Raw genomic sequence first — 12,230 nt, forward strand, 5'->3', positions numbered from 1 at the left:
ATAATTTGAAAACCTTTGTGTTATTCTAATCGTAATATATATATTAGTGTAAAATACCTGGTACAGTATTTCGGTTCAAACTATTATGATGTATTGTTTACAATCAATTTCTTAGATGCGTATAGCCCATATTATTATTACACATAAGAATCCGTCGCAACTGGAACGTATTTTAAGGAAAATGCAGCATCCGCAATTTGATTTTTACATCCATGTAGATAAGAAGGTTGATATCGAAGATTTCCGCTATCTCACTGAAATCTCAGGGGTAAAACTGATCAAGAACAGGCTCAACTGCAACTGGGGTGGATACAGCACTTTACAGGCTATGGTGAGTTCTCTGAAAGAAGTGATTTTATCAGGCGTAAATTATGGTTTTTATAATCTGCTTAGCGGCCAGGACTATCCTTTAAAGACCAATGAGGAGATCTATAGCTTTCTGACACAGAATGCCGGGAAATCATTTATATATTATGAGACTGAAAATACAGAGTGGTGGGACAATGCAGTGCACAGGTTTCAGCGCTACCATTTAACGGATTTCAATTTCAAAGGAAAAACATTCATCGAAGGCCTGATCAATAAATTACTGCCCATTCGCAAATTCCCATTTGCCATGAAGTTATACGGCGGCTGCAAATCTAGCTGGTGGACCTTAAACAAGGAAGGCGCAATTTATGTAGCTACGTTTTTTGTGAATGAAACAAGAATGAATAAGTTCCTGAAATTTTGCTGGGGGACGGATGAATTTATTATCCCCACAATCCTGCTCAATTCACCATTGAAAGATAACATCATTAATGACAACCTGCGCTACATCGAATTTCCCGAAGGGATGGCGAATCCCAAAATTCTGGGAGTAGAGGATATGGAGAAGATGCGCTCTTCCAATATGCTTTTTGCCAGGAAATTTGATACAGCTATCAGTTCCGATGTGCTCGACGCGCTTGATGCCAGTATGCCATCTTTGATCAGTAAAGTTCCAACAGGTAAACGCTGACATCAGGTTTTACCCATTTTTTTACAGGCTTTCCGATTTTGCGAAATTCTGACAGCAGATTGCTTTCAGGCGAAACCTTATTCTTATAATACCACCCGGGATCATCTGCCAGATCGCCAATATCTGTGAGAAACTGGGTGTTGTAAATTACCCAAACCCTTTTGCTTCCTTTAAGCTGGTCCAGCTCGGTTTCCAGTTTTTGATTATACGCGGCCAGGCTAACCGACTGCTTTCTGAAATCATGGCCTTCCACTGCGTGATAGTTCAAATGATTTAAATTTTTGTAAACCTTATATCCTGGCGCATTATTCCAGTAGTTGTAAACCGCATCGCCGGGGCGAAAATTGTCACTGATATAAACCAGGCCTTCACGTTCAAATGATTTTTTGTGTTTATAGAATTTTTGTGGCTGGCCAAGGTAATATAAAGACTGGGCCAATGGAATACTGATCAGGATAATGAAGAGTGCCCAGGCGATCGCGGCAGACCTGAGCTTCTGCTGAAAATATTCAAAGCCTAGCGCAATGGCCAGGATAAATACCGGACTGATAAAAACCCAGAATCTCTCCAGTAAGGGATACAGATATATGCCAGAGGCAATGAGCATAAATATTACCGGAAAGAACAGGCTGTAAAAGCTTCTTTTGCTGAGTTTGAACTGGTGATAAAAACCAGTGAACAGCAGAAGGGCAGGAACCAGCGGCAGGCTGATGAGTTGAAGGATCGTACTGCTGGTGACTTCTTTAAGGTTCCATGACAATCCAAGAGGGTAGTCCATCAGGTCATTGAAATTTCTGGGGAACCATTTGAGCTGCTGCAGCGAATGGGGAGGAAAGGGCATGAAGTTATCATAGGTTTTAAAGAAATAGACCACCCAGGAAGACTCCGCATGCTTATGTGTAAATAACAGGTAATTGACCAGAAAACTGCCCAGCCAGAGCATAAAAGGAACTGCATTTGTCAACAGCGATTTCCAGTCTTTTCTGATCAGGTAATCCAGGCTGATGCCGCAGGCTATTCCTGCAAATACAAAGATCACTGAAAAAGAAAACCAGAGTGTGATGGCTCCCAGAATTCCCCAGCAGATTTTATCTTTCCAGGAATGGCTGTCTTTGTACCGGATGAAAAGATCGAGGGCAACTACCGTTGCCAGGCATTCCATTGCATATTGTTTGATTTCTACACTATGGTAGACGAGGGCAGGGGCAAAAGCAAATATGGCCAGGGCCATGAGCTGGGCCCAGGGACGAAGAAAGTATTTGCATAAACTTGCAAAAAGGAACAGGGAGAGCAGACCGGCGAGCAGTGGGATCAGCCGAAGGCTCATTTCATGGTAACCAAACAGATTTACTGATAATTTCACCAGCCATAAAAAGCCCAGGGGGGCTTTTTGCTGATAGTCGAGCATTTTGGACGCCAGGTCTGCATATCCAAGGTGGCTGAAACTTGACGACAGGTATACCTCGTCCATCCAGAGCGAACGGTTATAGAAAAAATGAAATAACCTGAATGCCGTTCCCAGCGATAAGATGATACATAAGATTATATTATATTGTATTTTATTATCAAAAATGTTCTTCCTGATTAAATTATTCATTTTTAGTATCTTAATTGTCGCAATATCGAAAAATTTGATAATTTTATGTCTAATATTTTGAACAGCGGATATTTTCTTATCACCTCACATTTGTTTTGGCTTACTAATCTATGTTGGAATTGTTTGTGCAGATTTGTTCAAAAAGTTAAATACCCTATTAATGATTGATAAAGTTACGATGAAAGATTCCCCGTCTGTGGATGAGGAAACAAACATTCTACAGCAGCAACCTGCAAAACTCCAGGAATATATTGCAATAGCGCGGCCCGATAACTGGGTGAAAAATGCATTTATGGTACCAGGGATGCTCTTCGCCCTCTCGGTTTTTCATACACCATTCAATACCAGCCTGGTGTGGAAAATTATCATGGGCGTGATCAGCATTTGTCTGGTCGCATCTGCAAACTATGTGATCAATGAATATCTGGATAAGGGTTTTGATAAATACCATCCCTTAAAAAACAGGAGATCTGCTGTGGTAACACTGATCAATCCGGTGATCGTATATATTGAATATGCTTTGCTGGCAGTTGCCGGGCTTGGCCTGGCCTACCTGGTTTCTATAAAATTTCTTTCGATGGCCACGTTTTTACTGGTCATGGGAGTCATATATAATGTAAAACCGTTCAGGAGCAAGGACAGGGTATTTTTGGATGTCCTGAGTGAATCTATCAATAATCCGATCCGTTTTGCTGCAGGATGGTTTATCTTTTCTCCGGCATTGGGCGTGCCGGGAAGTAAATGGGACCTGGACTGGATCAATACTTTCCCTCCGGTGAGCATTATCATTGCCTACTGGATGGGCGGTGCATTTCTGATGGCTACCAAAAGATTTGCCGAATACAGGTTGATCGGAGACCCGGCAGTTGCAGGGATGTACAGAAGGTCTTTTAAATTTTATACCGAAAACAGTTTGCTGGTTTCTATGTTTTTTTACGCCATTACCTCTGCATTTTTTCTGGGAATATTTCTGATCAAGGACAGGATTGAGCTCCTGGTAAGTTTTCCGTTTTTTGCATTGTTGTTTTCATGGTATCTGAAAATCGGCCTGCTGAGGGACTCACCTGTGCAGGGCTCAGAAAAATTATATACCAGGAAATGGTTTATGGTATACCTCGTCTTATTTACGATCATGCTTTGTGTGCTGATGTTTGTGAAGATCCCATGGTTGTACTGGTTTCTGAAAAATGCAAACAATTATTAACCAAAAGCCTTTCTATATTCAGATTAATTGACGAAGATGAAATACGATCATTACGATTTAGTAATTGTGGGTACTGGTTTTGCCTCCAGTTTTTTTTTAAAGAAGTATTTATCAAAGGTAAAAGGAGAAAAAAAGATATTGGTGCTGGAGAAGGGATATTTCTTTCCCCAAGCAGAGCGGCTTAAGATCAAAAGAGATCTACCTACTGCTTATCAGAAATATGACTTGCCATCTGAAGAAGCTTTTGTAAACGTCAGCAAAGGAAAAGAATGGCCTTTTTCGCTCAGTTACGGAGGCTCCTCAAATTGCTGGTGGGGCTGTACGCCCAGGTTTATGCCCAATGATTTCAAAATGAAGTCAAAATACGGCATCGCGCAGGACTGGCCCCTGGATTATAACGACCTGGATCCTTATTATTACGAGGCAGAAGAACTGATGTCTGTTTCGGGCCCTGAGGGCACTCCATTTCCAAGGAAGGGAAAGTATCCGCTGCCGCCCCATTCGTTTAGCCTGGTGGATAAGATCATGCATAAGACCTATGGAACTGATTACATCAGTCAGCCGGGAGCCCGTGCAAGTCACGCAACAGCTCAGCGAAATAGCTGTATGGCATTCAGTACCTGCGAAACCTGCCCCGTTAATGCGAAGTTTACCATCGAGAATTCGGGTATTGGTGTATACGGAGATACGCGGGTAGAACTGGTATATGGTGCGCAGGTGCATCGTTTGGAAACGCAGAACGATGTGGTGAAGAAAGTCTTTTTTGAACGGGAGGGCAAAGAGTTGTCTGTAAGCGGAGAAGTGGTTGTGCTGGGGGCAAACCCTTTTTTTAACAGTAATATCCTGCTGCAGTCTGGCGATAAAAACCCGCTGACAGGGAAAGGCTTTGGCGAACAGCTGGGGATGCAGGTGCTGATCTATTTAGACAATATCACCAATGCGGGGGGCAGCACCTGGGTAAATGCCAATGGCTATATGCTTTATGATGGCGACCACAGGAAGGATTTTGCAGCCTGTCTGATCGAAGCCAATAATGCACCTTATGATATCAGGCTGGAGCGCGGAAAACATTTGAATGTTGCCAGTTACCGTTTGGTTTTCGAGGATCTTCCGCTGGATTCCAATTATATTACCACCACTGAAAACCGCTTTGTTCCCGAGGTACATTTTAAGGAACGCTCTGACTATACGCTCAGGGCAGTAGAAAATATGAAACAGAAGCTGCCGGGAATATTATCCTGTCTGCCGGTAGAAAAGTTAATCTATCTGGACCCTGCATCACATGAAGGCCATATCATTGGGGGCACAAGAATGAGCACAGACAAAGCACATGGGGTGGTAGATCAGCATATGATCCATCATCAGTACCGTAACCTGTTTGTTCTGGGGGCGGGGGCATTTACCACTTTTGGGCCTTCAAACCCTACACTAACTGTATCGGCGCTTTCCTTATTATCGGCCGACAAATCATTTTAAATGAAGAGAAGAAGTTTTTTAGCATTAGCAGGAATTGGGGCAGGATTATGTGTGATCCCGCCATCCTTATATTTTATTGCTCCGGGAACAAAAGAATATGCCCTGGAGCAGATCAGAAAAGAATTGTATTACCTGAAAATTGTGCCCGGCAGTATTGAAAGTTATATTGACGATTATTTCAAGGCTACGGGAAACGATATGGTATCGCGTCTCAAATGGAAAACAACCTTTTATCTGAGGCTCAACTATGAACATTCTGACCGCCTGAGGGACCTGATCAAGTATTTCCTGTTGTCGACAGACTTTTTTATCAATAAAACTGATGAGCGCAGGCCGGTGAAGTATCTGGGTTTATACTCCCCGTATCACAGCCCGATACCAAACCCTTATTCCTACCTCATTTATCCTGCCTCCGAAATCAAAAATCCCTGATCATTATTTACGCAGTTCCCATAAGGCACCTTCATACCTGAAAGGTTTTAACTGAACGTAATATTTCTCATGTGCCGATATGTAATCATATTTTTTATCATAAGACTCGCACAGTTTATCTTCTATTTTGATCCTGCTGAAAAAGCGGCAGGGATAGGAAGCTTCTATGCCGTAAAAAACAGGGGGCACATGCTGTATTGTGATCCGGTCTGCATCCTTGTCATTATAATGCATAAAGTCCAGCATCAGATAAGGAATGTTAGTTCGCCTGATCTCGTCCAGCAACCTGTAGGGTTCATCCAGGTACTGTAGCACATTGCAAACCAGGAAAAGCTGAGGGTCGTTTTCCTTCATGCAATCTTCTATGGTATGATAGAACTTTACATGCTCATTCTCAAACTGTTGTTTTCCGGCCTCAACAAATTTTGGCTGTTCAATGATACACCATCTGAGTTTCTTCAGGTGTTTGAGATAAGGATAATTTTGATAATATGTAGTCCCGAGCGAACCGCCAAAGTCGATAACCGTCAGCTCATTGTCGTTCATTGAAGCAATGTACAGCAATGTTTTGAGGAGTGGGAAATTCATCTGGACTTCATCATAGGGTATGCCGTCGCGTTCATACGGGATCTCGCCGTTTTTAACCTTCAGCGTTGTGTCGATGATGCGTTTGAGGATATGGTCCTGATCGTACCCTGCACATTTTTCCTGCGCTTCTTCAAAGCTCTTGTACGAACCTTTCCATCCATATTTAAAGCTGTACCACCTTAAACTCGACGTTATCGGTGGGGCTAATTCCTTCAATAAATAGTGTAACATAAAATAGTATACTTGGTTAGCGCTTTATATAATTTCCTGATATAATTTATGAACTGAATTGATTTAAGATATCAGCAACATGACGTATCTCGGCTTCTGTATGTGCAAACGAACAGGGCAAACTTAAGGTACTCTGGTGGATGTTAGCCGAAACAGGATAATCAAAGTGCTGAAGGTAATCTTTCAAGGCCACCTGGTCCTGGGGCGCTACAGGATAATGTATCTCGGTAGCAATCTGATGAGCGGCCAGGAATTCCTTTAATTTATCTCTTTCCGGATGAAGTATATTATAGATATGATATACGTTATAGTAATCTTCATCCAGCTTTGGTTTCACAAATGAATCATTCAAAACCTCAAAATAGATCGCGGCAAGTTTTCGTTTATGCTGGTTGATCTCATCAAGATGTGGTAGTTTGATACGCAGGAAAGCGGCCTGCAACTCATCAAGCCTGGAGTTGTAGCCAATCACGCCATTGTGATATTTCTTTTCAGAACCATAATTCCTCAGCTGACGCAGTTTTTGGTAATCTTCTTCAGATTTACAGATCACTGCCCCGGCGTCTCCCAGTGCACCAAGGTTTTTGGTAGGATAGAAGCTGAAGGCACCGAAATCCCCGAATGTTCCAGCTAGTTTACCTTTGTATTTGGCACCGTGCGCCTGGGCACAATCTTCAATTACTTTTAACTGATGATCTTTTGCAATCTCCATTATAGGATCCATTTCGCAGCATTGTCCATACAAATGGACAACCATAATGGCTACCGTTTTTGAGCTAATTGCATCCGGTATAGCCAGAGGGTCTATATTATAGGTGCGCAGATCCGGTTCTACCAGAACGGGTGTTAAGCCGCAGTGTATAATGGCCAGGATCGTAGCAATATATGTATTAGAAGGTACGATCACTTCATCTCCCGGTTTAAAACCGCAGCATTTTAAAGCAAGAATTAAGGCATCCAGGCCGTTTGCTACACCAACACAATATTGTTCATCATGGTACAATGCAAATTCCTTTTCAAAGGCAGCAACTTCCTCTCCTAAAATATACCATCCCTTGTCGAGAAAATCTGAAAGTTTGCCTTTCAGTTTTTCTTCAAACGGCCGGTTTAATATTTTCAGGCTTTCATATGGAATCATAAGGCTCATAAATATAATCTTTCGGATCAAATGCAGTTGAAGCTAATACCAGTAAAATAGCGTCAGCAGAGAAGTCGTGCATCACATGCCAGTCTTCAGGTAGTAATATTAAGCATTTTTCCGGGCTGTCAAGCGTAAAGATCTCAGTTGTTTCACTATTGTTATTGGTGATCTGGCAGGATCCCTGTATACAAATGGCAGCCTGATGGGTTTCGTGATGGCGGTGACCTCCACGGTCGGTATTATCTACAGAATAGATGTAAAATAAGCGTTTAATATCAAAGGGAACAATACTGTCAAGCACAGTAAGTATTCCCCGGGTATCTTTAAAAGTTTGTACGTTAATTATATGCGCCATGCGTAAGTAAGTGTTTATCTATATAATCAAGAATTCCGGGGCTGTTAACCATATCGAATTTTCTCGCAAAAAGGTCTTTTGACGCCGAGATCTTCTCTGCATCGCTTTCATTTAATACTTTAGGATTAGCTCCTCCGGCACTCCAGTCGATATACCGAAAGTTATCGTTGATAATTTTATCCTTTATTGGGGAATTAAGTAAAATCGTCTGAAAAACGAATTCATCACTGGCCCAGCACAGCCAGAAGAAATCTTTTAGTTTTTTATCATTTTCCACTGTGTTCACCACATACATTGCTGTAGCAGGGCTCAGCATCCAGAACATCGATTTCCCGTAAGGGTGCAGGTTGTTTGGGAGCTTTCTCTTTGGCATCACCTTATTGATCAGGTTCTCCAGTCTGGTTTTTCCCCTGAACTCGTAGCCTGATAAATAGTATTTTTCCATTCTGAGCAGACCTTCTTTCCATTCATTTTTGATGTCACGGTAGCTCAGGAATTCTTTTCCCCTGTTTTCTTCAAAGAAGCTGTTGATCTGATCTGCGCTCTTAATCGGGTAGTCCTGCCCGCTTAAAAAATTGATAAAATCATATTCGATACCTGTAGCAACAATTTCCTTGATACATTCAAAGGTGGCAACTACAGTACTGTATCCAGCCCATTTTACATCAACCCTGTTGTTAATAAAGTAAACATTAGGCAGTGCCTCCATGAAAAGATGAGGATTGATGTCAAATTTTTTGTCTACATGAATATAAAAATCAAAATTTTCGTGAGCTAACTGCCGGATCATCCTTTCGGTTTGCCGGGGATTTGTATAAGTGAGAATGAGATGGGCAACACGCATTTTTCTGGTAGTGTTAATTGTATGTTAATGTAGATTTTTCCTAAATATATTGATTATTATAGAAAATATAATGCCATTAATCAAGATATATAGTAATTATCTGCATTGTGTGGGTAAATATTACAAAAACACTTCCGGTAGCGAGTGTGATTGCGTTTCGTTTTGGTAAAAATATTATATAAAATATGGTGTGGAGAGCCTATTGCTTCAATTAAACATATTGATGATCTTTTTGTTTTATTTTTGATCCAAATCAGTTTTGGGTAATGGGTGCTCGTATTTGTGTATTCTTTTTCCCATACTGTTGCAGCTCCCAAATATAAAAACCAGTTATTAGAATATGATTAGAGATATCAGAATTGATACATAATAATATATTTTGATAAATCAATATCACTTGTTGGAGTAAAAAGGCTGAATGGGGATCCGTAACTAATAAAAAGCAATGATTATCAGCTGCAGGAACAATGGAATACCAGATGATTTTAATTACTTTTACTTCAATGAAGCGCACCTCCATCATTAGTGTTAATTTTAATCAGCCGGAAGTAACGATTGACTTTCTAAAATCAATACAACTACATGCCAATCTTTCAGCTACGGAGGTTATTCTGGTAGATAACGGAAGCAGAGAAGATCACGAAGAAAGTTTCCTGTCCGTATTCCCGGAACTGATCTACATCCGCTCTGATCAGAACCTGGGTTTTGCAGGGGGAAACAATATCGGGATCAGAAAGGCAAGCGGCGACTATCTGCTGTTGTTAAATAACGATACTGAAATCACTCCCGGGTTGATAGAAACACTCAGCGCCGAACTGGAGAGCCGTCCCGATATCGGCCTGATATCACCGCTGCTGCTCTATTTTGATGCGCCTGAAGTGGTTCAGTACGCCGGATTTTCCGAAATGAACTATCTCACCTGCCGTAACCGTGTGATCGGCGGTATGGAGCAGAATACTGGTCAGTATGATCAGCAAAGCAGGGAAACGGCATTTTGCCATGGTGCGGCAATGATGTGCCGTACTGCAGACCTTGAGTCTGTGGGCCTGATGGAAGAACAGTATTTTCTATACTATGAGGAGCTGGACTGGTGCGAGAAGTTTAAAAGGGCAGGAAAGAAGATCTGGTTTACAGGTAAAGCCAAAGTTTATCACAAAGAATCGATGAGTGTTGGCAAGGAAAGCATAATCAAGACCTACTTTATGACAAGGAACAGGATACTCTTTATCCGCAGGAATACGGGCCTGCTGAATACGGTGCTTTTCTGTATTTACTATATTGGCCTTGCCTGTACCAAACAGGTGCTCATCTATCTGCAGAAAGGCCGCAAAGATTTAATTAAATGGGTTTTTCGCGGGATCGGATGGAACCTCACACATTCAAAAGGAAGTACCGTACTCGGTTTTAAAATTTAAGTATTCATGATTATAATTTTTTGGATCAGCATTTTCCTGATCGTTTACACATTTGTTGGTTATGGGTTTGTACTTTATATCCTGGTAAGGATTAAAGGAATATTTAAAAAGCCGTATATATTTAAAACAGAAGCAGCGCTGCCCAGCGTTACCGTATTGATTGCTGCCTATAACGAGGAAGATATCATCGAAGACAAGATAGAGAACACCTTGCAGCTGAACTACCCGAAGGACAAGGTACAGGCCATTTTTATTACTGACGGATCATCAGACAGCACGGCAGACAAGGTCAGGGGATTTGATGACATCACACTTCTCCACCAGGATATCCGCGCTGGTAAGATGGCGGCCATCAAAAGGGCTATACCTTATATCAAGGGAGAAATCACTGTTTTTACAGATGCTAATACCTTCTTAAACAAAGAGGCCCTGCTGGAATTGGTTAAACATTATCAGAACCCTAAAGTAGGGGCTGTAGCAGGTGAAAAAAGAATACTTGTGGAAGAAACTGCAGATGCGAGTTCTGCAGGTGAGGGCTTCTACTGGAAATATGAATCCAAGCTAAAGAAATGGGATTATGAGCTCTATTCCAATGTGGGTGCTGCGGGCGAACTGTTCAGTATCCGTACCAACCTTTATCAGCCTGTGGAAAGCGACACGATCATCGACGATCATATGATTGCCATGCGTATTGCAGAAAACGGCTTTATTATCGCCTATGAACCTGGTGCTTATGCAATGGAAACCGCTTCGGCAGATGTGAAGGAAGAGCTCAAAAGAAAAATCAGGATCGCGGCCGGAGGTATACAGTCCATCATGCGTTTAAAAAAAGCAGCAAACCCTTTTAACAATCCGGTATTTACCTTTCAGTATATCAGTCACCGGGTATTGCGCTGGACTATCACTCCATTTCTTTTGTTTCTGGTCTTTATTCTCAACGTGATCATTGCGCTGGATACACAGAATGCTTTCTATCAGATATTCCTGGTGCTGCAGGTATTGTTTTATTTACTGAGCCTCACAGGCCTATATTTTGAGAGCAGGAATATTCGTGTAAAAGCACTCTTTATTCCTTATTATTTTTGCGTGATGAATTATGCGGTACTTGCCGGTATCATCAGGTATTACAAAAAGAACCAGAGTGCTGCCTGGGAAAAATCTAAAAGGAAAATCTAACCTAACCTGTTACTAAGGGGATAATGATTTATTTGTAGGCCGAGAGATGGATCCGGACTGCAGGGCCCAGCGATTCGCAGGCAATGCTCATCATGTACGCCTGGTCAAATTCCAGGGTTTTGATGTTCCAGCCGGCAGTTACGCCTTTGATTAGCGGATTGATTTTGGTAGGTGTGTCCAGGCAGCTGATCAGCTTCAGATCGTTGATCAGCCCGGTTCCAAGACCCTTTAGAAAGGCCTCTTTTCTGGTCCATATGCGAAAAAATTCCTGCCTGGGATGCCCGCTCTTTTGTACCTGAGCAGATTCTGCCTCAGAAAACGCGTATTCAGCAACAGAATGGTAGTCGAAATCCGTCTGCATTTGTTCAACGTCTATCCCCACCGGCTGTTTCGCAATAGCGATCACCGCCTCATCACCAGAATGCGATACATTGAAATGAACACCCGTATTTTCCGGTATCAGGGGTTTATTATTTTCGGACAGCATGATCTTGATGTTTTCGGGCGCTGACGATGCTGCATCAGCCAGCAATATTTTGAGTACGGCCCGGGTAACAGTAAACTGCTGCGCATCTTTCTGCTCGTGAAAACGTGCCGCACGGGCTTTTTCTTCCGCATTCAGCAGCTGCTCCAGCTGCAAAAACTGCGGCTTTTGGCTCAGAATGTCCAGCTTCCAGATATTGATCAGGCCCGGGCTGGAATCCGCAGGTCTCACATCCGGCAGCTGGTCAACATTTTCGCAGTGTAAATAATGGGCAGGCATTATCATTC

General features: G+C 42.1%; 12 protein-coding genes. 6 read left to right on the forward strand and 6 right to left on the reverse strand.

What is annotated here, in order from left to right:
• Positions 1–115 precede the first annotated feature (115 nt).
• The gene (locus FN831_RS14725; RefSeq protein ID WP_142528951.1) at positions 116–1,000 is read left to right on the forward strand and encodes a beta-1,6-N-acetylglucosaminyltransferase; all 885 of its coding nucleotides are present in this window, start codon (positions 116–118) and stop codon (positions 998–1,000) included.
• Here the strand turns inward: FN831_RS14725 and FN831_RS14730 are convergent.
• Entirely contained in the window at positions 972–2,597 is a 1,626-nt protein-coding gene (locus FN831_RS14730; protein WP_142528952.1) for a glycosyltransferase family 39 protein, read from the reverse strand. The two genes, FN831_RS14725 and FN831_RS14730, sit on opposite strands and share 29 nt — an antisense overlap.
• Before the next feature lie 160 nt (positions 2,598–2,757).
• Here FN831_RS14730 and FN831_RS14735 point away from each other — a divergent pair, with 160 nt between their 5' ends.
• Genes FN831_RS14735 through FN831_RS14745 form a run of 3 tightly spaced genes read left to right on the forward strand, consistent with a single transcriptional unit; the run spans position 2,758 to position 5,709 of the window.
• A complete protein-coding gene (locus tag FN831_RS14735) occupies positions 2,758–3,801 on the forward strand; it encodes a UbiA prenyltransferase family protein (protein ID WP_246101540.1) in 1,044 nt (347 codons plus the stop codon).
• A 36-nt stretch (positions 3,802–3,837) separates the two neighbouring features.
• Entirely contained in the window at positions 3,838–5,277 is a 1,440-nt protein-coding gene (locus FN831_RS14740) for a GMC oxidoreductase (RefSeq protein WP_142528953.1), read from the forward strand.
• A complete protein-coding gene (locus FN831_RS14745) occupies positions 5,278–5,709 on the forward strand; it encodes a hypothetical protein (protein ID WP_142528954.1) in 432 nt (143 codons plus the stop codon).
• 3 nt (positions 5,710–5,712) lie between these two features.
• Here FN831_RS14745 and FN831_RS14750 read toward each other — a convergent pair whose 3' ends face one another.
• From FN831_RS14750 to FN831_RS14765, 4 genes are read right to left on the reverse strand one after another with little or no spacing between them, the layout of a single operon-like run.
• On the reverse strand, positions 5,713–6,528 hold the full coding sequence (locus FN831_RS14750) for a methyltransferase, TIGR04325 family (protein ID WP_142528955.1): 816 nt from the start codon (positions 6,526–6,528) through the stop codon (positions 5,713–5,715).
• A gap of 46 nt (positions 6,529–6,574) precedes the next feature.
• Positions 6,575–7,666 carry a DegT/DnrJ/EryC1/StrS family aminotransferase gene (locus FN831_RS14755; protein ID WP_142528956.1) on the reverse strand — a complete coding sequence of 364 codons (1,092 nt, stop codon included), beginning with the start codon at positions 7,664–7,666 and terminating at the stop codon, positions 6,575–6,577.
• The gene (locus tag FN831_RS14760; protein WP_142528957.1) at positions 7,653–8,024 is read right to left on the reverse strand and encodes a sugar 3,4-ketoisomerase; all 372 of its coding nucleotides are present in this window, start codon (positions 8,022–8,024) and stop codon (positions 7,653–7,655) included. Before FN831_RS14760 ends, FN831_RS14755 begins: the two co-directional genes overlap by 14 nt.
• Positions 8,008–8,868, reverse strand: a complete 861-nt coding sequence (locus FN831_RS14765) for a beta-1,6-N-acetylglucosaminyltransferase (RefSeq protein ID WP_142528958.1) — start codon at positions 8,866–8,868, stop codon at positions 8,008–8,010. Before FN831_RS14765 ends, FN831_RS14760 begins: the two co-directional genes overlap by 17 nt.
• Before the next feature lie 503 nt (positions 8,869–9,371).
• Between FN831_RS14765 and FN831_RS14770 the strand changes: the two genes are divergently transcribed.
• A complete protein-coding gene (locus FN831_RS14770) occupies positions 9,372–10,283 on the forward strand; it encodes a glycosyltransferase family 2 protein (RefSeq protein ID WP_142528959.1) in 912 nt (303 codons plus the stop codon).
• 6 nt (positions 10,284–10,289) lie between these two features.
• Positions 10,290–11,459 (forward strand): glycosyltransferase family 2 protein, encoded by a 1,170-nt coding sequence (locus FN831_RS14775; protein WP_142528960.1) that lies wholly within the window; start codon positions 10,290–10,292, stop codon positions 11,457–11,459.
• Between the two features lie 28 nt (positions 11,460–11,487).
• Here FN831_RS14775 and FN831_RS14780 read toward each other — a convergent pair whose 3' ends face one another.
• On the reverse strand, positions 11,488–12,228 hold the full coding sequence (locus FN831_RS14780; RefSeq protein WP_185960492.1) for a 4'-phosphopantetheinyl transferase family protein: 741 nt from the start codon (positions 12,226–12,228) through the stop codon (positions 11,488–11,490).
• Between the last annotated feature and the right edge of the window lie 2 nt (positions 12,229–12,230).

Source organism: Pedobacter westerhofensis (genome assembly GCF_900182595.1).
Classification (GTDB): Bacteria; Bacteroidota; Bacteroidia; order Sphingobacteriales; family Sphingobacteriaceae; genus Pedobacter; species Pedobacter westerhofensis.

Bases quoted from the DNA above. Each gene is read 5' to 3' on its own strand.
- FN831_RS14770 (WP_142528959.1), top strand. From the start codon at position 9,372: ATGAAGCGCACCTCCATCATTAGTGTTAATTTTAATCAGCCGGAAGTA.
- FN831_RS14735 (WP_246101540.1), top strand. From the start codon at position 2,758: ATGATTGATAAAGTTACGATGAAAGATTCCCCGTCTGTGGATGAGGAA.
- FN831_RS14750 (WP_142528955.1), bottom strand. From the start codon at position 6,528: ATGTTACACTATTTATTGAAGGAATTAGCCCCACCGATAACGTCGAGT.
- FN831_RS14780 (WP_185960492.1), bottom strand. From the start codon at position 12,228: ATGATAATGCCTGCCCATTATTTACACTGCGAAAATGTTGACCAGCTG.
- FN831_RS14725 (WP_142528951.1), top strand. From the start codon at position 116: ATGCGTATAGCCCATATTATTATTACACATAAGAATCCGTCGCAACTG.
- FN831_RS14760 (WP_142528957.1), bottom strand. From the start codon at position 8,024: ATGGCGCATATAATTAACGTACAAACTTTTAAAGATACCCGGGGAATA.
- FN831_RS14765 (WP_142528958.1), bottom strand. From the start codon at position 8,868: ATGCGTGTTGCCCATCTCATTCTCACTTATACAAATCCCCGGCAAACC.
- FN831_RS14740 (WP_142528953.1), top strand. From the start codon at position 3,838: ATGAAATACGATCATTACGATTTAGTAATTGTGGGTACTGGTTTTGCC.
- FN831_RS14745 (WP_142528954.1), top strand. From the start codon at position 5,278: ATGAAGAGAAGAAGTTTTTTAGCATTAGCAGGAATTGGGGCAGGATTA.
- FN831_RS14730 (WP_142528952.1), bottom strand. From the start codon at position 2,597: ATGAATAATTTAATCAGGAAGAACATTTTTGATAATAAAATACAATAT.
- FN831_RS14755 (WP_142528956.1), bottom strand. From the start codon at position 7,666: ATGATTCCATATGAAAGCCTGAAAATATTAAACCGGCCGTTTGAAGAA.
- FN831_RS14775 (WP_142528960.1), top strand. From the start codon at position 10,290: ATGATTATAATTTTTTGGATCAGCATTTTCCTGATCGTTTACACATTT.